The 20390-nt window shown below is 70.9% G+C and carries 17 protein-coding genes; 13 read left to right on the top strand and 4 right to left on the bottom strand.

Annotation, left to right across the window (positions count from 1 at the left end; genetic code table 11):
• The first annotated feature begins 137 nt into the window (after positions 1–137).
• The 4 genes from hutU (at position 138) to hutI (ending at position 5768) form a co-directional block, all read left to right on the top strand.
• The gene (gene hutU, locus ACFY1E_RS37955) at positions 138–1802 is read left to right on the top strand and encodes a urocanate hydratase (RefSeq protein ID WP_389084539.1); all 1665 of its coding nucleotides are present in this window, start codon (positions 138–140) and stop codon (positions 1800–1802) included.
• A 194-nt stretch (positions 1803–1996) separates the two neighbouring features.
• On the top strand, positions 1997–3199 hold the full coding sequence (locus tag ACFY1E_RS37960; RefSeq protein ID WP_389084541.1) for an allantoate amidohydrolase: 1203 nt from the start codon (positions 1997–1999) through the stop codon (positions 3197–3199).
• Positions 3196–4557 carry a formimidoylglutamate deiminase gene (locus tag ACFY1E_RS37965; RefSeq protein ID WP_389084543.1) on the top strand — a complete coding sequence of 454 codons (1362 nt, stop codon included), beginning with the start codon at positions 3196–3198 and terminating at the stop codon, positions 4555–4557. The genes ACFY1E_RS37960 and ACFY1E_RS37965 overlap by 4 nt, the downstream gene beginning before the upstream one ends.
• 38 nt (positions 4558–4595) lie before the next feature.
• Positions 4596–5768, top strand: a complete 1173-nt coding sequence (gene hutI, locus ACFY1E_RS37970; protein ID WP_389084546.1) for an imidazolonepropionase — start codon at positions 4596–4598, stop codon at positions 5766–5768.
• Positions 5769–5781: 13 nt separating this feature from the next.
• Here the strand turns inward: hutI and ACFY1E_RS37975 are convergent, their stop codons facing one another.
• Together ACFY1E_RS37975 and ACFY1E_RS37980 are read right to left on the bottom strand one after the other, a co-directional pair.
• A complete protein-coding gene (locus ACFY1E_RS37975; protein WP_389084548.1) occupies positions 5782–7386 on the bottom strand; it encodes a ricin-type beta-trefoil lectin domain protein in 1605 nt (534 codons plus the stop codon).
• A 199-nt stretch (positions 7387–7585) separates the two neighbouring features.
• Positions 7586–8515: an RNA polymerase sigma factor SigF gene (locus tag ACFY1E_RS37980; RefSeq protein WP_389084550.1), complete on the bottom strand. Its 930-nt coding sequence runs from the start codon at positions 8513–8515 to the stop codon at positions 7586–7588.
• Positions 8516–8753: 238 nt separating this feature from the next.
• On the opposite strand from ACFY1E_RS37980, the gene ACFY1E_RS37985 reads away from it, so the two are divergent.
• The 7 genes from ACFY1E_RS37985 (at position 8754) to ACFY1E_RS38015 (ending at position 15675) form a co-directional block, all read left to right on the top strand.
• On the top strand, positions 8754–9131 hold the full coding sequence (locus tag ACFY1E_RS37985) for an STAS domain-containing protein (RefSeq protein WP_389084694.1): 378 nt from the start codon (positions 8754–8756) through the stop codon (positions 9129–9131).
• A gap of 260 nt (positions 9132–9391) precedes the next feature.
• Positions 9392–9919, top strand: coding sequence for an ATP-binding protein (locus ACFY1E_RS37990; RefSeq protein WP_389084553.1), 528 nt, complete (start codon positions 9392–9394; stop codon positions 9917–9919).
• 293 nt (positions 9920–10212) lie between these two features.
• Positions 10213–11475 (top strand): serine--tRNA ligase, encoded by a 1263-nt coding sequence (serS, locus tag ACFY1E_RS37995; protein WP_389084555.1) that lies wholly within the window; start codon positions 10213–10215, stop codon positions 11473–11475.
• Between the two features lie 183 nt (positions 11476–11658).
• Entirely contained in the window at positions 11659–12339 is a 681-nt protein-coding gene (locus ACFY1E_RS38000) for an LPXTG cell wall anchor domain-containing protein (protein ID WP_389084558.1), read from the top strand.
• A 125-nt stretch (positions 12340–12464) separates the two neighbouring features.
• Positions 12465–13301: a hypothetical protein gene (locus ACFY1E_RS38005; protein WP_389084560.1), complete on the top strand. Its 837-nt coding sequence runs from the start codon at positions 12465–12467 to the stop codon at positions 13299–13301.
• Positions 13298–14377, top strand: a complete 1080-nt coding sequence (locus tag ACFY1E_RS38010; protein WP_389084562.1) for a neocarzinostatin apoprotein domain-containing protein — start codon at positions 13298–13300, stop codon at positions 14375–14377. The genes ACFY1E_RS38005 and ACFY1E_RS38010 overlap by 4 nt, the downstream gene beginning before the upstream one ends.
• Positions 14374–15675 (top strand): hypothetical protein, encoded by a 1302-nt coding sequence (locus ACFY1E_RS38015; RefSeq protein ID WP_389084565.1) that lies wholly within the window; start codon positions 14374–14376, stop codon positions 15673–15675. The genes ACFY1E_RS38010 and ACFY1E_RS38015 overlap by 4 nt, the downstream gene beginning before the upstream one ends.
• Before the next feature lie 69 nt (positions 15676–15744).
• On the opposite strand, the gene ACFY1E_RS38020 is transcribed toward ACFY1E_RS38015, so the two are convergent.
• Positions 15745–17250, bottom strand: a complete 1506-nt coding sequence (locus ACFY1E_RS38020; RefSeq protein ID WP_389084567.1) for an oligopeptide:H+ symporter — start codon at positions 17248–17250, stop codon at positions 15745–15747.
• Between the two features lie 301 nt (positions 17251–17551).
• Between ACFY1E_RS38020 and ACFY1E_RS38025 the strand changes: the two genes are divergently transcribed.
• Positions 17552–18229 carry a response regulator transcription factor gene (locus tag ACFY1E_RS38025; protein ID WP_030941720.1) on the top strand — a complete coding sequence of 226 codons (678 nt, stop codon included), beginning with the start codon at positions 17552–17554 and terminating at the stop codon, positions 18227–18229.
• Between the two features lie 161 nt (positions 18230–18390).
• On the top strand, positions 18391–19665 hold the full coding sequence (locus ACFY1E_RS38030; protein ID WP_389084570.1) for an ATP-binding protein: 1275 nt from the start codon (positions 18391–18393) through the stop codon (positions 19663–19665).
• Positions 19666–19867: 202 nt separating this feature from the next.
• Here the strand turns inward: ACFY1E_RS38030 and ACFY1E_RS38035 are convergent, their stop codons facing one another.
• A complete protein-coding gene (locus ACFY1E_RS38035; protein ID WP_389084572.1) occupies positions 19868–20383 on the bottom strand; it encodes a GtrA family protein in 516 nt (171 codons plus the stop codon).
• Between the last annotated feature and the right edge of the window lie 7 nt (positions 20384–20390).

Below are 20390 nucleotides of genomic sequence, written 5' to 3' on the forward strand. Positions count from 1 at the left end.
GTTCCTCGCCGTCCGTGCCTGTGCATCCAGCCAAACATCTGCGGCTGGCGCATGCTGGCCCGCGGATGTATTGACTAGTTCTATTCAGGAGGTCAGGATGTGAATAACAGCAGCAACAATCCGCTAGGAGGCAGACCATGTCAGGACCCCGCCCCGTCCGAGCACCGCGCGGTACGGAACTGAGCGCCCTGGGATGGCAGCAGGAAGCCGCCCTGCGGATGCTGCAGAACAACCTCGACCCGGAGGTCGCCGAGCACCCCGACAAGCTCGTCGTCTACGGCGGCACCGGCAAGGCGGCCCGCGACTGGCGCTCCTTCGACGCGATGGTGCGGACCCTGAAGGGGTTGAAGCAGGACGAGACCATGCTGGTCCAGTCCGGCCGCCCGGTCGGCGTCATGCAGACCCACGAGTGGGCCCCGCGCGTCCTCATCGCCAACTCCAACCTGGTCGGCGACTGGGCCAACTGGGAGGAGTTCCGCCGCCTGGAGGCCCTCGGCCTGACCATGTACGGGCAGATGACCGCCGGCTCCTGGATCTACATCGGCACCCAGGGCATCCTCCAGGGCACCTACGAGACCTTCGCCGCCGTCGCCGCGAAGAAGTTCAACGGCACCCTCGCCGGGACCATCACGCTGACGGCCGGCCTCGGCGGCATGGGCGGCGCCCAGCCCCTCGCCGTGACCATGAACGACGGCGTCGCCATCTGCATCGACTGCGATCCGCGTGCCATCGAGCGCCGCATCGAGCACCGGTACCTGGACGTCAGGGCCGACAGCCTGGAGCACGCCCTGCAGCTCGCGGTGGAGGCCCGCGACGCCCGCCGCCCGCTCTCCATCGGCCTGCTGGGCAACGCCGCCGAACTGCTGCCCCGCATGCTCGCCGAATCCGCCCCCATCGACATCGTCACCGACCAGACCTCCGCCCACGACCCGCTGTCGTATCTGCCGGTGGGCATCGACTTCGACGACATGGCGGACGCGGCGGCGAAGGACCCGGCCGGGTTCACGGTGCGCGCGCGGGAGTCGATGGCCAAGCACGTCGAGGCGATGGTCGGCTTCATGGACGCCGGTGCGGAGGTCTTCGACTACGGCAACTCGATCCGTGGCGAGGCCCAACTCGCCGGGTACGAGCGGGCGTTCGCGTTCCCCGGTTTTGTGCCGGCGTACATCCGGCCGCTGTTCTGCGAGGGCAAGGGGCCCTTCCGGTGGGCCGCGCTCTCGGGTGAGGCGTCCGACATCGCGAAGACCGACAAGGCGATCCTGGACCTCTTCCCGGAGAACGAGTCCCTCGCGCGCTGGATCAAGATGGCGGGGGAGCGGGTCCACTTCCAGGGTCTGCCCGCGCGTATCTGCTGGCTCGGCTACGGCGAGCGGGACAAGGCCGGGGAGCGGTTCAACGACATGGTGGCCTCCGGAGAGCTGGCGGCTCCGCTGGCCATCGGGCGGGATCATCTGGACTGCGGTTCCGTGGCGTCCCCGTACCGCGAGACCGAGGCCATGCTCGACGGGTCCGATGCGATTGCCGACTGGCCGCTGCTGAATGCCATGGTCAACGTGGCGTCGGGCGCGTCCTGGGTGTCCATCCACCACGGCGGTGGTGTGGGCATGGGGCGGTCCATCCACGCGGGGCAGGTGTCCGTCGCCGACGGCACCAAGCTCGCGGGCGAGAAGATCCGGCGCGTGCTGACGAACGACCCCGGGATGGGTGTCATCCGGCATGTCGACGCCGGGTACGACATCGCGGAGTCCGTCGCCGACGAGCGGGGTGTGCGGGTTCCCATGCGCGAGGGTGACGACGCGTGAGGCAGGTCGAGGGCGGGCACGGCAACTCTTCGGTGGGGGCTGAGCTCTCGTCGCCGACTGCGGCTCCGGCTGTGCCCACCCGTTCCGCCCTGCGGAACGACTGCCCACAGCCTGGACGGCCTGGGCGGTATGACGCCCCGCAGCCCGGGCAGGCGGGTGCCCCGGAGTCCGGCGGTGGTGGCTCGTTCCATTCCATGTGGCGGGAGTTGCTTCCCATCGGGCGGCACGCCGGGTCTCGTGGGTACCGGCGCTTTGCGTGGACCGGTGCCGATGTCGAGTGCCGGGCCTGGTTCAAGGAGCAGGCCCGTGTGCGTGGGCTGGCGTACGAGGTCGACCGGAACGGGAATCAGTGGGCCTGGGTCGGGGATCCGGGGGCCGGCGACGCCGTGGTCACGGGGTCGCATCTTGACTCCGTGCCGGACGGGGGTGCCTTCGACGGGCCCCTGGGTGTCGTGTCCTCCTTTGCCGCGCTCGACGAACTCCGCGGCCGCGGAGTGGAGTTCCGCAAGCCGCTCGCCATCGTCAACTTCGGTGACGAGGAGGGCGCCCGGTTCGGGCTGGCCTGTGTCGGGTCGCGGCTCACCGCCGGGCAGCTCACCGTCGAGAACGCCCACAAGCTGACCGACGGCGACGGGGTCAGCCTGCCCAAGGCCATGGAGGGCGCCGGCTACGACCCCGATGCCATCGGGGCCGACCCGGAGCGGCTCGGGCGGATCGGCGCCTTCGTCGAACTGCACGTCGAGCAGGGCCGGGCGCTCGATCTGTCCGGCGACCGCGTCGGCATCGCCAGTGCCATCTGGCCGCACGGCCGCTGGCGCTTCGACTTCCGGGGCGAGGCCAACCACGCCGGCACGACCCGTCTCGTCGACCGGCGCGACCCCATGCTGTCGTACGCCGAGACCGTCCTCGCCGCCCGCCGGGAGGCCGAACTCGCCGGTGCCGTGGCCACCTTCGGCAAGATCGCCGTCGAGCCGAACGGCGTCAACGCCATCCCCTCCCTCGTGCGCGGCTGGCTCGACTCCCGCGCCGAGGACCAGGAGCGCCTCGACGCCGTGGTCGGCGGGATCGAGAACGCCGCCCGCGAGTACGCCGCCGCACACGGCATCGACCTCGACGTCGTCCGTGAGTCCTTCACGCCCGTCGTCGAGTTCGACCACGCCCTGCGCGACGAAATGGCCCGCATCCTCGGCAAGGACACCGACATCACGGTGCCCGTGCTGGGTACCGGTGCCGGACACGACGCCGGAATCCTCTCCGGGAGCATCCCGACCGCCATGCTGTTCGTGCGCAACCCCACGGGTGTCTCGCACTCCCCGGCCGAGTTCGCCGCCGAGGACGACTGCGTGGCCGGGGTGCTCGCACTCGCCGACGTACTGGAAGGGCTGGCCTGCAGGTGACGCACCCCCACACGCGGACGTACTGGCTGGAGCACGCCTGGCTCGACACCCACGTCGAGCCGGGAGTCGCCCTCGACGTCGCCGACGGCCGCATCACTGCCGTCCGCACCGACGTGCCCACTCCGCCCCCGGGCGCCGAGATCCTGCGCGGACTCACGCTGCCCGGGCTGGCGAACGCCCACTCGCACGCCTTCCACCGCGCCCTGCGCTCCACCGTCCAGGTCGGCTCCGGCACCTTCTGGACCTGGCGCGAGGTCATGTACTCGGTCGCCGACAAGCTGACCCCGGAGACCTATCACGCGCTCGCCCGCGCCGTGTACGCCGAGATGGCGCTGGCGGGCGTCACCTCCGTCGGCGAGTTCCACTACGTCCACCACGCGCGCGGCGGCACCCCCTACGCCGACCCCAACGCCATGGGCGAGGCCCTCATCGCGGCCGCCGCCGACGCCGGTATCCGTATCACCCTCCTCGACACCCTCTATCTCTCCTCCGGCCTCTCGAACCGGCCCGGCGGCGAGCCGCCCAACACCCACCAGCTGCGCTTCTCCGACGGCAGCGCGGAGACCTGGGCCGAACGCTGTTCAGTTCTCAAGGAACGGGACCACGCGCGGATCGGTGCGGCGATCCACTCCGTACGGGCCGTGCCCGCCGACCAGTTGGCGACCGTGGCGGGGTGGGCCGAGGAGCGGCGGGCCCCGCTCCATGTGCACCTGTCGGAGCAGACCGCCGAGAACGAGGCGTGCCTGGAGGTCCACGGGTGCACCCCGACCCAGCTCCTCGCCCTGCACGGGGTGCTCGGCCCGCGCACCACCGGCGTCCACAACACCCATCTCACCGCCGAGGACATCTCCCTCATCGGCGGCTCCGGCACCGGAACCTGTATGTGCCCGACGACCGAACGGGACCTCGCGGACGGCATCGGACCGGCCACCGCCCTGCAGAACGAGGGCTCCCCGCTCAGTCTCGGCTCCGACAGCCACGCCGTCATCGACCTGCTCGAAGAGGCCCGCGCGATGGAGCTCAACGAGCGCCTGCGCACCCGCAGCCGCGGCCACTGGACCGCCGCGGCCCTGCTCCGTGCGGCCTCCGCCGACGGTCACGCCGCCCTCGGCTGGGACGAGGCGGGCAGGATCGAACAGGGCGCCCTCGCCGACCTCACGACGATCGCGCTCGACTCGGTCAGGACAGCGGGGCCGCTGCCCAGGCTCGGTGCCGAGACCGCCGTATTCGCCGCGAGCGCGGCGGACGTACGGCACACGGTCGTGGGCGGCCGGCACGTCGTACGCGACGGCGCGCACGCGCTCGTACCGGATGTGCCGCAGGCCCTGACACAAGCCGTCGAAGCCCTGCGCGGCTGACCAACATCCCCCGTCCGGCCACCCACGAGGACACGACGATGAGCAGCACCGTCATCACCAACATCGCCACGCTGGTCACCAACGACCCCTCCCTCGGTGACGGCTCCCCCCTCGGACTGATCCAGGACGCGGCGCTCGTCATCGACGGCGACCGGGTCGCGTGGACCGGTGAATCAAGCAAAGCACCCGCCACTGACAACCGGGTCGACGCCGGCGGCCGGGCGGTCCTCCCCGGCTTCGTCGACTCGCACTCCCACCTGGTCTTCGCGGGCGACCGGACACAGGAGTTCAACGCCCGGATGTCCGGGCGGTCCTACAGCGCGGGCGGCATCCGCACCACCGTCGCCGCCACCCGCGCCGCGAGCGACGAGGAGCTGGAGGCCAACCTCACCCGCTACCTCGCCGAGGCCCTGCGCCAGGGCACCACGACCTTCGAGACGAAGTCCGGCTACGGCCTGACCACCGAGGACGAGTCCCGCGCCCTGCGCATCGCCGCCGCCCACACCGACGAGGTCACCTACCTCGGCGCCCACATCGTCTCCCCCGACTACGCCGACGACCCCGCCGGCTATGTCGCCCTCGTCACCGGCGAGATGCTCGACGCCTGTGCGCCGTACGCCCGTTGGATCGACGTCTTCTGCGAGAAGGGCGCCTTCGACGGCGACCAGGCCCGCGCGATCCTCACCGCCGGAAAGGCCAGGGGCCTGCACCCGCGCATCCACGCCAACCAGCTCTCCTACGGCCCCGGCGTCCAGCTGGCGGTCGAGCTCGATGCCGCGAGCGCCGACCACTGCACCCATCTCACGGACGCGGACGTCGACGCGCTCGCGGGCAGCCGTACCGTCGCCACCCTGCTGCCCGGCGCCGAGTTCTCCACCCGCGCCGAGTGGCCGAACGCCCGCCGTCTCCTCGACGCGGGCGCCACCGTCGCCCTCTCCACCGACTGCAACCCGGGCTCGTCCTTCACCTCCTCCGTCCCCTTCTGCATCGCCCTCGCGGTACGGGACATGGGGATGACCCCGGACGAGGCGGTCTGGTCGGCCACCGCGGGCGGCGCCCGGGCCCTGCGCCGGGACGACATCGGCCGCCTGAGCCCCGGCGCCCGTGCGGACCTCATCACCCTCGACGCCCCGAGCCATGTCCACCTCGCCTACCGGCCGGGTGTGCCGCTGGTCACCGGCGTGTGGCGGCGGGGCGTCCGGGAAGTGTGACCGGGCTTCCCGGTCAGGAGGCCCCAGCCCGCCAGCGCTGCTCGGCACCGTCGTCCAGCGGCCGCAGCGACAGCCCGTCGCCCCAGTACGGAGTCAACGCCGTCTCGATGGCGATCGCGGGCCGGATCACCCCGTCGGCGTCCACCATGAACATGAGGTTCTGGCCGTTCCTGCTGTACACCGAGTCGCACCCCCAGATGCCCACGCCCCGGTCCACATCACCCCGGCTGTCCAGGCAGAAGTCCGGGTCGGCGGAGGACTGCACCACCCCGCGCCCGGAGTCGACGCGCCAGCGCTGGGTGCGGGACGAGGAGCAGGGGGCCGTGACGACGTCCGTGCCGTCCTCGAAGTCGCCGTCGCGGACGTCCAGGCACCGGCCGGTGGCCACGTTCACGATCTGCGCGAACGTGCCGTCCGGGGCGTGAGTGGGCGAGGGGGAGGGCTTCGGAGACTTCGAAGGCGACTTCGAGGGCCGCTCGGACGGGGTGGAACTCCGCGTCGGTGACGGCGACTTGCTCTTCGCCGAGGGCGACGGTGACGGCGAAGGGACGGCGGAGACCGTCGCCGTGACCGTGACCTGCGCCGGGACCGTCGGCGTGCCCACCGCGCCCGCCTCCTCCTGGGGCGGCGAGGACGGTGAAGCGGCCTGGGAGAGCAGGAAGACGATCAGGGGCGCCAGGGCCACGCCGACGGCGATCGAGGTCAGCAGCAGGCGCCGGGACGGAGGCCACGGCGCGAAGTCCGCACGCGCCTTGGGACGCGGCGCCTTGGGACGCGGCACCTCGGGCGTCGTGACATACGCCGTGCCCGCCCACGGCAACAGGCCCTCGGCCAGCACGGTGCGGGGCGCGTCGCGCAGGGCCGACAGTTCCTCGTAGGCCGTCGTGCAGTGGGCGCAGTGCACCATGTGGGCCCGCAGGTCGGCGCTGGTGCGCGGGTTGTGCGGCCGTACCGACTCCTCGATGAGCCGGCCGAAGTTGCCGCAGCGCGGGTCGGCCGAGGCGGCCAGCCGGGACCGCAGACACGCCTGGCCCATGGCCTGGAGGGCCGAGGCGGTCTCATGGCCCACGTCCTCGCGGGTCAGACCGAGGAAGGCCGCCGTCCTGTCCTCCGCCTCCTGCTCCACGACGCCGTACCAGACGAGGCCCTGGGCACGGGACGGAAGGGACCGGAAGGCGGTGAGCATGGGCGGTACGGGGACCTCGGAGCCCGCCGCGGTCAAGGCGAGCAGCAGGCCCGGGTCGAGACCGCCGGCTCGCCCTTCGGCCGGCCAGGAGGCGGCCAGGCGCCCGGTCAGCAGCAGGAGGTGGAGACGGAGGGGGACCAGCGGTTCGGTGCCGCGTGCCGTCTGCCGGGCCGCCACGGTGAACGCCTGCGCGGCCAGGTCGCGTGCGGCGGACTCGCTCGCCGTGCACAGCCGGGCGTAGTCGAGGACCGACGGCTGATGGCGGGCGCGGAGTTCCTGCAGGGCCGGATAGAGGGTCGGGGCGCTGGTGCGCAGCAGTTCGGTCAGCCGCGCGTCGGACGCGCCCGCATGCACCTCTGTCCGGGGGACACCCCCGGATCCCCGGCCGTCCCCGGTCTCGACTCCATTGTCGGTCCCGTCGGCCCGAGCCATCCTTCCGCCTCCTTGCACCCTTGCAGCCCGCCGGGCTTCTGACCTACCGGCGGGTATGGGGGCCCATAGTGATGGATGGAAACCTCTGGGGAAAGAGTTTCTGTGGGTAACCCAGGGAACGTCTGAGCGCGGCCCGCCCGGCAACCGGACGGACCGCGCTCAGAGAGACGAGGCAGGGGAGACTGTCACTCCTCCACCGTCACTCCTCGATTGTCAGGCCCTTGCGCAACCGCATCAGCGTCCGCGACAGCAGCCGCGACACATGCATCTGCGAGATGCCGAGTTCCTCGCCTATCTCGGACTGGGTCAGGCCCGCGACGAACCGCAGGGAGAGGATCTGCCGGTCCCGGGACGGGAGTTCGGCGATCAGCGGTTTCAACGACTCGACGTACTCGATGCCTTCGAGTCCGTGGTCCTCGTAGCCGATCCGGTCCGCGAGCGCGCCCTCCGCGTCGTCCTCCTCGGGCTGGGCGTCCAGCGAGGAGGCGGTGTACGCGTTCGACGCCGCCATGCCCTCGACGACCTCTTCCTTGGTCAGCTCGAGGCGCTCGGCGAGTTCCGCCACCGTCGGCGCCCGGTCGAGCTTCTGGGCCAGCTCGTCACCGGCCTTGGCCAGGTCGAGCCGGAGCTCCTGCAGCCTGCGCGGTACGCGCACGGACCACGAGGTGTCGCGGAAGAAGCGCTTGATCTCGCCGACGATGGTCGGCATGGCGAACGTGGGGAACTCGACACCCCTCGCCAGTTCGAACCGGTCGATCGCCTTGATCAGGCCGATCGTGCCGACCTGGATGATGTCCTCCATCGGCTCGCTCCGTGAGCGGAAGCGGGAGGCGGCGAACTTGACCAGCGCGAGGTTGAGCTCGACGAGGGTGTTGCGCACGTACGAGTACTCGTGCGTGCCTTCCTCGAGGGACTCAAGGCGCTCGAAGAGGGTCTTGGAGAGCGCGCGTGCGTCTACCGGTCCCACTTCGTCGTACGGGGGGATCTCCGGAAGGCCTGCCAGTCCGGCAAGCGTGTCTGGGTCGCTGCTCTCGATGCTCTCGATGGGATCCAGATGTTCCGGAGGGGATGTCGACGTCGCCTCCTGGGTATGCGATGCGTCGAGCCGGGGTGACATGATGTCCTCCATCGTTCTCGGCATATGGCTGCCGAAGCCAGTGCGTGCACTGCGGTGTGCGGCGCCTCCAAAGCCGGCCGTGGTCGGTTGCGTATCTCTACTAGCCCTACCCGCTTTCCCACGTCCGTCGCAAGTGCGTTCTGTGGGTATATGTCCGTTTGAGTGCGGTTGTTCGGGTGTCGGAGAGTGTGAGGAAGGCGTAGTGTTCGAGGGCGTGAGTCAGCAGCCACGACGTCGGGAGAAAGACGGCATGGACCGCGGGACGGTCGGCAGCGCACAGTCTGGCCGGCTACTGGTGGAGGTCAGGGAAGAGGGCTCCAGCGCCGTAGTGACCCCGGTGGGTGAGTTGGATCACCACACCGCCGATCTGCTGCGTGAGCCTCTTGAGGAATGCCTCGCCAAGGGAATCAGCCGGCTGGTGGTGGACTGCACACGGCTGGAGTTCTGCGACTCCACCGGACTCAATGTGCTGCTCGGCGCACGCCTGAAGGCGGAGGCCGCGGGGGGCGGAGTGCATCTCGCGGGGATGCAGCCCGTGGTGGCGCGCGTCTTCGAGATCACCGGGGCGGAAGCGGTCTTCACCGTCCATGACACGCTCGAGGCGGCCCTGGCCGAGGAATCCGGCTGAGCCCGGCCGCCGCGCCCGACCCCGTGTCCTGCCCCACTCACCCCTGTGTGACCGGCCTTTTCCGGGCGTCGCGCACTCCGGGCCGAATAGAGGGGTGTTCTGCCGGTTCGGTCGGGCAGGAGACATCCTGTCGGCAGGGACATCCTGAACAAGTCGGCAGCAACATGTCCGACGGCACAGCGGCGGATCCACCGTCGAGGTACGTACTGACTTTTGAATCGTGAACTGGTGAATCGGTGAATCGGTGAGGTGAAGCGCTGATGAGCACCACCCGGCCTTACTCGCCGGGCGACCGCGGCCCGGAGCCGAGCGGCGCTTCCGGGGCGTCCGAGGGCGACGAGGCCCCGTCGTCGGCTGCGCCCGTGTCGTCCGCGGGCGGTGGCCAGGCCCGCAGGCTGAACTTCGACGGCGAGAGCGGCGTCGTGCCGCTCGCCCGCGACTTCACCCGCCAGGCGCTGTACGCGTGGGGCTGGCTGCCCGCCGCCACGGCCGACCAGCGGGCCGCCGCCGAGGACGTGCTGCTCGTCGTCTCCGAGCTGGTCACCAACGCCTGTCTGCACGCCGAGGGCCCGGACCAGCTGTGGATCGCCTGCGACAACAAGGTCATCCGCATCGAGGTCTCGGACAAGGGCTCCGGCCAGCCGGCACCCCGCACCCCGCACCGCGCGGGCCGTCCCGGCGGGCACGGCATGTTCATCGTGCAGCGGCTGTGTCTGGACTGGGGAGTCGTACGGACACCGGGAGTGACCGGCAAGACCGTGTGGGCGGAGCTGGGCGCCCCGGCGTAATTCGCTTGGCGGGCCCGGCCCCGCTGCCTACTCTCGTCTGCAACGCGCTGACGGAGACAAGTAGCCGGGGCCCATGCGGGCCGTGGCGAATCCACTCCCGAGTGCGGGGAGGAAATGCCCCGCCGGCCGGCCCCCGTCATCGGGCCAGAACGAGGCCGTCGTACAGCCGCGAAGACGCGTTCGTACGGCGGTGAAGGCGTGGTGGCACCGCGAGCACCCTCTCGCCCACGCCCCGAGGGACCATCCCCGGGGCGGCGCGTGCCGCTCCGGCAGAACCGGACGGAGCGCGCACCATGCTCGACGTCACCCTCATCCGAAACCGTCCCGACCAGGTTCGCGCGGCCCTCGCCAAGCGAGCCGTCGATGCCGACATCCCGGCCTTCCTCGCCCTGGACGCCGCCTTCCGTGAGGCCCGGGCGGCCGTGGAGCGGCTGCGCGGCGAGCGCCGGCGCATCTCGGCGGACATCGCCGTACGACGGCGGGCCGGCGAGGCCGCCGAGGAGCTCCAGGCCGCTGCCGGGGCCCTGGCCGACCGGCTGACGGAGGCCGAGGCCGGGCTCGACCGGCTTGCACGGCGGCACCAGGACTTCCTCGACGCCCTGCCCAACCTCCCGGACGACGACGTCGTCGCGGGCGGCAAGGAGAACAACCAGGTCGTACGGGCCGTGGGCGCCCCGCCAGCGTTCGGCTTCGCACCCAGGGACCATGTGCAGCTCGCCCAGGACCTCGGCCTCGTCGACCACCGGCGGGGTGCGGCACTCGCGGGCAGCGGCTACTGGATCTACCGCGGCGAGGGCGCCGCCCTGGAGTGGGCGCTGCTCAGCCACTTCCTCGACACCCACCGCCGGGCGGGCTACGAGTTCGTGCTGCCGCCGCACCTGCTCACCCATGAGGCGGGCTATACGGCCGGACAGTTCCCGAAGTTCGCCGACGAGGTCTTCCGCGTGGACGAGCACTTCCTCCTCCCCACCGCCGAGACCGCCCTGGCCAACCTGCACCGCGGCGAGACCCTCGACGAGCGCGAGCTGCCGCTCAAGTACGTCGCCTACACGCCCTGTTACCGCAAGGAGAGCGGCGCCCACCGCAGCGCGGACCGGGGCACTCTGCGCGGCCACCAGTTCAACAAGGTCGAGCTGTTCCAGTACACGCGCCCCGGGGACTCGGACGCCGCCCAGCTCGAACTGCTCGCCCGTGCCGAGGAGTTGGTCGCCGGACTCGGCCTGCACTACCGCGTCACCAAACTCGCGGCCGGGGACACCAGCCCCGCCCAGGCCAAGACGTACGACGTGGAGGTCTGGCTGCCGAGCCTGGGGGCGTACGCCGAGGTCAGCTCGGTGTCGAACGCCCGCGACTACCAGGCGCGGCGCGGGGCCATGCGCTACCGCCCGGCGGGCGGCGGCAAACCGGCCCATCTGCACACCCTCAACGCCTCGGGCCTCGCCACCAGCCGCCTGCTGCCCGCGCTCCTGGAGCAGCACCAGCGGGCTGACGGCACGGTGGCGGTGCCGGAGGTGCTGCGGCGGTGGGGAGCGCCGGACGTCCTGCGGGCGCGGTAGCCCGGGGTTACCCGCGGTCACCCCCTCCACTCGAACCCCCTCACGTGCGCGCCGGATCCCCACAACTCCGGCGCGCACCTTCTCTTCCCTCCTCAGGGCGCCGGGCGTACCTTGACGGCCGAATCTGATGTGCCGTCAGGAACTGACGGAGGAAACCGAGGATCTCGAAGAGGGAGCGGAACCGTGTCGTACCGGAATCGAACCGCCGCGCTCGCGTCCGCCGCGGCCCTGGCCGGCTCGGCGGTGCTGCTCGCCGCCCCCGCAGCCGAGGCCACGGTCGTCGACGTCAACTACCAGTGCAAGACGCCGATCGGCAACAAGAGTGCCGTCTCGCCCATCGACATCAAGAGCGTGAAGAGCGGCAGCGGCTACCGGCTCACCATGTCGTGGCAGAAGGGCGTCTCCTCCAGCCCGGTCGAACTGGGCAAGGGGGCGATGAACCCGAGCGCCACCATCGTGCTGGGCGGCGCCGACAGCGGCACGGTGTCCGTCTCCGGGCCCGCCAACCAGGCGGCGATCCCCGCCAACACCCCCATCAAGATCAACGACTTGACCGGCACGTACACGCCGAAGAAGACCGGGAAGGTCACCTTCACGCCGGGCGTCCTCACCATCAAGGCGCTCGGTACGACGACCACGTGCACGCCGTCGAACAGTCCGGGGCCCGCGCTCAGCCTTGATGTGACGGCTGCGGGGGGCTCCGCCGGGGGTGGTCAGGGCGGTGCGGATTCCGGCGGTTCCCTGCCGCAGACCGGGCCTGACGACTCGGCCATTGCCCTTGGCACGCTCGGTGGGACGGTGCTGCTCGCCGGCGCGGCCGGGGCGTTGTGGGTGACTCGGCGGAATCAGGTGGCCCGGCGGTAGCGGTTCTCGGCTGTGCCGCGGTGAGTCGTGGATTGTCTGCGGCGCCGCCGTGGCTGGTCGCGCAGTTCCCCGCGCCCCTTCGGGGCGCTGCACCACCGCCGAGCTACGACCGCTGGAGCCGCGGGATGCCATCTGTCGTCCGTGTCCTGTTCGTGTCCCTTCTGTGCGTGCTGATCGCTGCGCCCACGGCGTCCGGTGCCGACGGGTGGTCGTTGGTGCCCTCGGGTGGTGGGCGGCCCTCCGTCTACGCCGAAGGTGCGCCCGGGGCCGTTCTCCAGGACACGGTGTCCGTGGTCAACCGGAGTGGGCGGGCGGTCACGGTGCGGCTGAGTGGCAGCGGGGTTCCGGTCACCTTTGCCGCCGAGCGGGTACGGGTGCCCGCCCGTACGCGGGCCGAGGTGCCGTTCGCGGTGACTGCGCGGGGTGATCGCAGTGGCGTGATCGTCGCCCGGGACCAGGACGGTCGCCGGGCCGTGGTTCCGGTGCGGCTGCGGGCGGGTGGGCCGGTGCTGTCCGCGCTGACCGTGGAGCACGTGGCGGTGCGTGGCGACCGCATCGCTTACGACCTGGTCAATCGCGGTACCACGGATCTCGTGCCGAGCCTTGCAGTGCATGTCGACGGCGTCTTCGGACCGGTCCTCGACCGGGCCCCGCGCACCTTGCCCGTCCGCCTCCGCCCCGGCCACCGCCTCCGTCTCGCCGAACCCTGGTCCGACCGCCCAGCCCTGGACTCGGTCGACGTCCGGCTGACCGTGACGGCGCCGGGCGGTGCGCACGACTCGGCCGGCGTGGCGGCGCGGTTCGTGCCGTGGAGAGCGGTGACGGCGGCCGCGGGTGCGGTGGTGGCGGGGGCAGTGCTGCTTCTCGTACGAGGTCTACGACGTCGTAGGCGCCGCACGGGCGACGGCGAGGCGCTCGAATCCCCGGGTACGGAAGTCGAGTTGACGGGAGCGGTGACGTGAACGGCAAGCTGCGGATCACGGCCTTGCCGGTGGTGCTCGCGCTGCTCCTGCTGCCCCTGGCGGGCACGGCTGCGGCGGACGGGCCGACCGTCGGGCTCTCCAAGTCGCAGGCCGGCACCGGCGGTTCGATCACCGTCAGCGGCAGCGGCTGGCGGCCGAACGCCCTGCTGATGATGCTGGTCTGCGGGCAGGCGACCCCGTCCCGGGGCGTGATCGGCGGCACCAACTCCTGCGCCAACTCGGACGGAAGGGCCGTCACCACCGACGCCAAGGGCACCTTCAGCAAGAAGCTGCCGGTCGCGGAGCCGCCGGTGCCGTGCCCGTGCGTGGTGCACGTGGCGACGGTCGAGGGCGCGAAGGCGCAGGCGGACGCGGTCTTCCAGGTGGCCGGACACGCCGTCGAACCGCTGCCCGCCGAGCCGTCCGGCGGGCGCCTCGCGGTCCTCACGGACACCCGGCTCGACGGGTCGAGCGGCCTGCTCACCTGGTTCGGCGCGCCGCCCGCACGCACCCTCGTCTTCACCGTCGGCAACGCCGGCACCACAGCGATCAGGAACCCGGTCTTCCAACTCGGCACCTCCCACGGTGTGTTCGCCCCGCAGTGGGAGGACCAGGAGTGGCGCGGCACCATCGCACCCGGCAGGAAGGCGCAGATCGAACTGCCCGTCGAGCTGACGGCGGGCGCGCACGGCGACTACACCGTCTCCCTCAAGTACAGCGGCAAGGTCCTCGCCGAGCAGCCCTGGGGCGTGGGCCGCCCGTGGGGCGTGACCCTGTTCTGGCTGCTGGTCTGCGTGGTCGTGCCGGCCGCGCTGTTCCGCGCCGGGATGGCGGTCGTGGACCGGGTACGGCCGCGCCGCGCCGGCGGCCTCCGGCACCGGGGACTCCGTCTGCCGGAACTGGCCCTGCGCATGCCGAAGTTCAGTCCCAAGGCGGCCCAGGAGCCCCCCTCGAACTCGACCCTGCCGTGGTTCACCCCGGACTCCGATCCGGGCACGGCCGGTCGGCTCTCCGCACCGCACCACGACGACAGCCCGACGAGTCCTACGACTCCCACCAGGAAGGGACCCCCGTGAGAAAGCGCAGGAGAGTCACACCGGTCGGCAGCGGGAGAGCGGGTGCGGCAGGCACCGCGCTGGTACTGGGCTCGGCAGGCATCCTGCTGGGCCTGGCCGCCGGGCCCGCGCAGGCCGCGGAGGTGTCGTTCGCGACGCACTGCGTGCCGCCCGCGGGCATCACTCCCGTCGACGGCACCACGAAGGTCGAGATCACCGCGCCGGCCACGGCCAAGGTCGGCGACACGGTGGACGTCGTATGGAAGTTCGTCCAGGCCGCCTCCAAGAACCCGGACATCATCGATCTGCCCGCCAACTCGGTTCAGCCGTCCGGGGTGTTGAAGGCGGCCGGCGCGCAGGCCGCCGACATCGCGATGCAGGGCACGCGCACGAACCCGGCCATCCCCAAGGGCGGCGCCATGGTGCTGTCCGACATGAAGGGCAGCCTGAAGCTGACGGCACCGGGCGAGGTGACGCTGACGCCGGACGCGTACACCGTCAACGCCATGTCCACGGACACCAAGTGCACGCCGAAGGAGACCGTGCAGAAGGCGGCGACGATTCAGGTGGCGCCGGGCGACGGAAGCTCGTCGAGCACGACGCCGGAGCCGACGGACTCGGCCTCCCGGTCCGCCTCGCCGTCCGCGTCGGCCTCCGCTTCCGCCAGTGACGGCACCGGCAGCGACCAGACCGACTTCACCGGCAAGCAGGTCGACGTCCCGTACACCTGCCAGTCGCCCATCGGTGAGAAGAAGGCGACCTCGCCCATCCAGATCGACGCCAGGAAGAACGGCGGCAGTTTCGACCTCACCGTGCAGTTCAAGAAGTCCGTGATGGACAGCCCGGCCGACATCCCCAAGGGCTCGGTCAAGCCGTCGATGGAGGTGGTCCTGGGCGGCGCCGACAAGGGCACGGTGCACGTCGAGGGCCCGACGAACTCCAAGGACATCAAGTCCGGCGAACCCATCGAGATCCCCGACCTCACCGGCACCTACAAACCGGGCGCGGACGGCAGGTCGACCCTGTCCCCGGGCGTCCTGACCATCAACGCCCTGGGTACGACCACGACCTGCAAGCCCGACAGGACCCAGGTCTCCCTGACCCTGGACACGACCCAGCAGGCGAGCGGCGCGTCGGGCGGTTCGTCGTCGAGCTCGGGCGGTACGTCGTCCTCGTCGTCCTCCTCGTCCAGCGGGGGCCTGGCGCAGACGGGGGCCGACGACCACGGTGCGCTGAAGGCACTGGGCCTGGTGGCGGGTACGGCGGTGTTGCTGGGTGCGGCGGTCTTCACGTTCCTGCCGGGCCGGCGGGTCCGGTAGCGGCCCGGAGGGACAACGGAGAGGGCCGCTGCACCACCGGGTGCAGCGGCCCTCTCGGCCAGGACCACGTCAGTGGACGTCGCCCATCAGCTTGTTGACCTTGCTGCGGTACATCCACACCGCGACACCCGCGAACACGGCGAGCACCGCCTCCAGGGCGACGAAGCCCGTCTTGTCGAGGTTGACCCCGCCGACGGCCGGGTTCGACAACAGGGCCGTGATCGAGTCGCCCGCGGTGACCGCGAGGAACCAGACGCCCATCATCTGGGAGGCGTACTTCTTCGGCGCCATCTTCGTCGTCACGGACAGGCCCACCGGGGACAGCGTCAGCTCACCGATCGTCTGGACGAAGTAGATCGCGACCAGCCACATCGCCGCGGCCTTGTGACCGCCCTCTGCGATCGACAGCGGAGCGAGGAAGAGGAAGAACGACGCACCGATCAGCACCAGGCCGGAGGCGAACTTCACGATCGTGCTCGGCTCCTTGCCGCGCCGGTTCAGCCACAGCCACAGCCAGGCGAAGACCGGCGCCAGCGCCATGATCATGACCGGGTTGACCGACTGGTACCAGGAAACCGGGAACTCCCAGCCAAGGATGGTGTTCTCGGCCTTGCCGTCGGCGAAGATCGACAGGGTCGAACCGCCCTGGTCGTAGATCATCCAGAAGACGGCGGCGGCCACGAAGAACCAGACGTACGCCGACACCTTGGAACGCTCGGCCGGGTCCAGGTCCTTGTCCCGGCGGATGCGGGCGATGACGAAGATCGGCACGATCAGACCGATGAGGGTCAGCGGGATCAGCGCCCAGTTCAGGGTGAAGTGGCCGGAGAAGCCGACGACACCGTAGAAGACCACGGCGATCGCCAGCCAGAACAGGCCCTTGCGCAGCGTGGCGGACTTCTCCTCGGCGGACAGCGGCGTGGGGACGACGCTGCTCTTCTCGCTCAGGTGACGGCTGCCGAGCAGGTACTGGGCCAGTCCCAGCCCCATGCCGAGCGCGGCCAGCGCGAAGCCGAGGTGCCAGTCGTACTTCTCACCGACGGTGCCGATGACCAGCGGCGCGGCGAAGGCGCCCAGATTGATGCCGATGTAGAAGAGCGTGAAGCCACCGTCACGGCGCGGGTCCTCCGGACCCTTGTAGAGGTGACCGACCATCGTGGAGATGTTGGCCTTCAGCAGACCTGAGCCGATGGCGACGAGGCCGAGGCCGACGAAGAAGCTGGCCGCGACCGGCAGCGCCAGGCACAGGTGGCCGAGCATGATGATGATGCCCGCGACGGCCACCGTCTTGCGGGGGCCGAGGAAGCGGTCCGCGACCCAGCCGCCGGGCAGGGCGAGCAGGTACACGAGCGACACGTACACCGAGTAGATCGCAGTCGCCGTGCCCGCGTTCAGGTGCAGGCCACCCGGGGCCACGAGGTAGAGCGGGAGCAGGGCCCTCATGCCGTAGTAGGAGAACCGCTCCCACATCTCGGTCATGAAGAGAGTGGCCAGTCCGCGAGGGTGGCCGAAGAAGGTCTTCTCGGAGCCGGGGGTGTCCGGGCGGACCGAGTCCTTCGTCAGGCTGGACGCCATGGTCGTTCCTTGCTGTGCTGGTGGGGGTTTACCGCACACAAAAGAGACCTTCGGCGTCAAATGGTTGCCAAAGGTCCCCGCAGTGCTACAGGCGTTGTTTCACCATACGGCAGGACAGTGCCGGATATGGAAGGACTTGAGACGGGGATCACAGGTGGAGGTGGAACCATACACACCTTTTCCAAGGTCTCTTCGACGATGGCACCGCACAGACACAGGTTCGCCTCGGAGTGCCCGAAGGTAAGAATCACGGGTGCCGATCACACCACAGCACCTGTCAAGAGCGGACTACCATCACCTCATGACCCGTGTACTGCTCGCCGAGGACGACGCGTCCATCTCGGAGCCGCTGGCCCGTGCCCTGCGCCGGGAAGGTTACGAGGTCGAGGTGCGCGAGGACGGACCCACCGCGCTCGACGCCGGAAACGCCGGCGGCATCGACCTGGTCGTGCTGGACCTCGGTCTGCCCGGCATGGACGGCCTCGAGGTCGCCCGCCGGCTGCGCGCCGAGGGCCACACCGTGCCGATCCTCATCCTGACCGCGCGTGCCGACGAGGTGGACACCGTCGTCGGCCTCGACGCGGGCGCCGACGACTACGTCACCAAGCCGTTCCGCCTCGCCGAACTGCTCGCCCGTGTCCGGGCCCTGCTGCGGCGCGGTGCGGCCGAGCCGGCGCAGCCGCCCGCCACGCACGGCGTGCGGATCGACGTCGAGTCGCACCGGGCGTGGATGGGGGACGAGGAACTCCAGCTCACCGCAAAGGAGTTCGACCTGCTGCGGGTGCTGGTGCGGGACGCGGGCCGGGTCGTCACCCGGGACCAGCTGATGCGCGAGGTGTGGGACACCACCTGGTGGTCGTCCACGAAGACCCTCGACATGCACATCTCCTGGCTGCGTAAGAAGTTGGGTGACGATGCGGCGAACCCGCGGTACATCGCCACCGTGCGGGGTGTGGGTTTCCGGTTCGAGAAGAGTTAGTCGGTTACGCGCGTTGCGCCGTCGTGGCTTGTGTGGGTTCGCGGCTGCCGGCCGTATGTGGCTGGTCGCGCCCACGCGGCGGAGCCGCAAGTCAACACAGCGCCGCGCCCCTATGGGGCGCTCTCGCACCGGTGTTGTAGAGCCACTGTTCGGAGGGCCTCGTGCGTCGTCGTCTCATTCAGTCCACGCTTGCCGTCGTGCTCGTGGTCATCGCCGTCTTCGGGGTGTCTCTGGTCATCGTCGAGACGCGGACCATCAGCAACAGTGCGCAGGAGCGGGTGAGCTCCGAGGCGCAGCGGCTGGCCAGCATCGTGGACAGCCGGCTCATCGGGGCCGGGACGGTCAGTGCGGAGGTGCTGAAGGGACAGGTCACGGGGGAGCGGTACGCCGTGATCGAGATCCCGGGGCAGTCGGCCATCGCGGTCGGCACCAAGCCCGAGGGCGAGGTCATCCGCGGCCGGGCCACCGGTGAGGAGGGCGAGCGGGTCGTCGTCGAGGAGCCGCGTTCGACCGTGAGCCGGGAGGTCGGCCGCACGCTGCTGATCATCGGGCTGGTCGCGCTGCTCGCCGTGGTGGCCGCCGTACTGCTGGCGATCCGGCAGGCCAACCGGCTCGCCTCCCCGCTCACCGACCTCGCGGAGACCGCCGAGCGACTCGGCTCCGGCGATCCGCGGCCCCGCCACAAGCGGTACGGCGTTCCCGAGCTGGACCGGGTGGCGGACGTCCTGGACTCCTCCGCCGAGCGCATCGGCCGCATGCTCACCGCCGAGCGGCGCCTGGCCGCCGACGCCTCCCACCAGCTGCGCACACCGCTGACCGCGTTGTCGATGCGGCTGGAGGAGATCACCCTCACCGACGACCCGGACACGGTGAAGGAGGAGGCCAATGTCGCCCTCACCCAGGTCGAGCGGCTGACGGACGTGGTGGAGCGGCTGCTGACCAACTCCCGGGACCCCCGCACCGGCAACGCCGTCTCCTTCGACCTCGACGAGGTCATCCAGCAGCAGCTCGCCGAGTGGCGGCCCGCCTACCGCCAGGCCGGTCGGGCGATCGTCAGCTCCGGCAAACGGCATCTGCAGGCGGTCGGCACACCGGGCGCGGTCGCGCAGGTGCTGGCGGCGCTGATCGAGAACTCGCTGATGCACGGCGGGGGCACGGTGGCGTTGCGGACCCGGGTGACCGGCAACCAGGCGGTCGTGGAGGTCACCGACGAGGGACCGGGCGTGCCCGCCGACCTCGGTGCGCGGATCTTCGAGCGCACGATCAGCGGACGGAACTCGACGGGCATCGGGCTGGCGGTGGCGCGGGACCTGGCGGAGGCGGACGGCGGCCGCCTGGAGATGCTGCAGACCCAGCCGCCGGTGTTCGGCCTGTTCCTCTCGCGTACGCCGCTGAAGCGGCCGCCGGCGGAGGACGAGGAGCCGATGGTCCGCTAGGCGGTCCGCCAGGGAGTGCCGCGATGGGGCGTCGGTGGTCTGCGGCCTCAGCGTGGCTGGTCGCGCCCGCGTGGCGGAGCCGCATTCAGACACGGCCCCGCGCCGTCTGGGGCTCTCCGCGGCGGTCAGCTGAAGCGGCCGCCGGCGGAGGACGAGGAGCCGATGGTCCGGTGAGACCGGACCCCCCGTGGGGGGTGGCGGTTCAGCTGACGCGCGCCTCGGGCTTCGGACGGTGGGCCTCGGCCGTCTCGGCCTCTTCCAGGATCGATTCGGCGTCGGCGACGGCATCGTGGGCGGGCAGGGCCTTGAACACCCACGAGCGGTAGGACCAGAACCGGAACAGTGTGCCGAGGCCGATGCCGACGACCTTGAAGATGTTGCGCTGCAGCGAGCTGTCCCAGCCGAAGCCGTAGATGGCCGCGTACAGGATGCCGTTCTCGATCACCAGGCCGACCGCGCTGAAGGCCAGGAAGAGGGAGAGCTCCTTCGTCCGGGCGCTCTTGTCCCGGTCACGGTAGGTGAAGTAGCGGAAGCCCAGGTAGTTGACGCCGATCGCGACCACGGTGGCGATCACGTTGGCGCGCACGGCCTGCAGGCTCGTGAGGTGCCAGAGCAGATTGGAGACCCCGAAGTTCACGACGGTGCCCAGGGCACCCACCGCACCGAACTTCGCAACTTCGTGTGCGAGCCTTCGCAGCCCGGCGGAACCATGTCCCATGGCCGTG

The organism is Streptomyces sp. NPDC001604, from assembly GCF_042893475.1.
Classification (GTDB): domain Bacteria; phylum Actinomycetota; class Actinomycetes; order Streptomycetales; family Streptomycetaceae; genus Streptomyces.

Excerpts from the sequence above, each read along its gene's own strand:
- ACFY1E_RS38025 (WP_030941720.1), top strand. The coding sequence starts at position 17,552 with ATGACCCGTGTACTGCTCGCCGAGGACGACGCGTCCATCTCGGAGCCG.
- ACFY1E_RS38005 (WP_389084560.1), top strand. The coding sequence starts at position 12,465 with ATGCCATCTGTCGTCCGTGTCCTGTTCGTGTCCCTTCTGTGCGTGCTG.
- hutI (WP_389084546.1), top strand. The coding sequence starts at position 4,596 with ATGAGCAGCACCGTCATCACCAACATCGCCACGCTGGTCACCAACGAC.
- ACFY1E_RS37990 (WP_389084553.1), top strand. The coding sequence starts at position 9,392 with ATGAGCACCACCCGGCCTTACTCGCCGGGCGACCGCGGCCCGGAGCCG.
- ACFY1E_RS37980 (WP_389084550.1), bottom strand. The coding sequence starts at position 8,515 with ATGGAGGACATCATGTCACCCCGGCTCGACGCATCGCATACCCAGGAG.
- ACFY1E_RS38035 (WP_389084572.1), bottom strand. The coding sequence starts at position 20,383 with ATGGGACATGGTTCCGCCGGGCTGCGAAGGCTCGCACACGAAGTTGCG.
- ACFY1E_RS37960 (WP_389084541.1), top strand. The coding sequence starts at position 1,997 with ATGTGGCGGGAGTTGCTTCCCATCGGGCGGCACGCCGGGTCTCGTGGG.
- ACFY1E_RS38020 (WP_389084567.1), bottom strand. The coding sequence starts at position 17,250 with ATGGCGTCCAGCCTGACGAAGGACTCGGTCCGCCCGGACACCCCCGGC.
- serS (WP_389084555.1), top strand. The coding sequence starts at position 10,213 with ATGCTCGACGTCACCCTCATCCGAAACCGTCCCGACCAGGTTCGCGCG.
- ACFY1E_RS37985 (WP_389084694.1), top strand. The coding sequence starts at position 8,754 with ATGGACCGCGGGACGGTCGGCAGCGCACAGTCTGGCCGGCTACTGGTG.
- hutU (WP_389084539.1), top strand. The coding sequence starts at position 138 with ATGTCAGGACCCCGCCCCGTCCGAGCACCGCGCGGTACGGAACTGAGC.
- ACFY1E_RS37975 (WP_389084548.1), bottom strand. The coding sequence starts at position 7,386 with ATGGCTCGGGCCGACGGGACCGACAATGGAGTCGAGACCGGGGACGGC.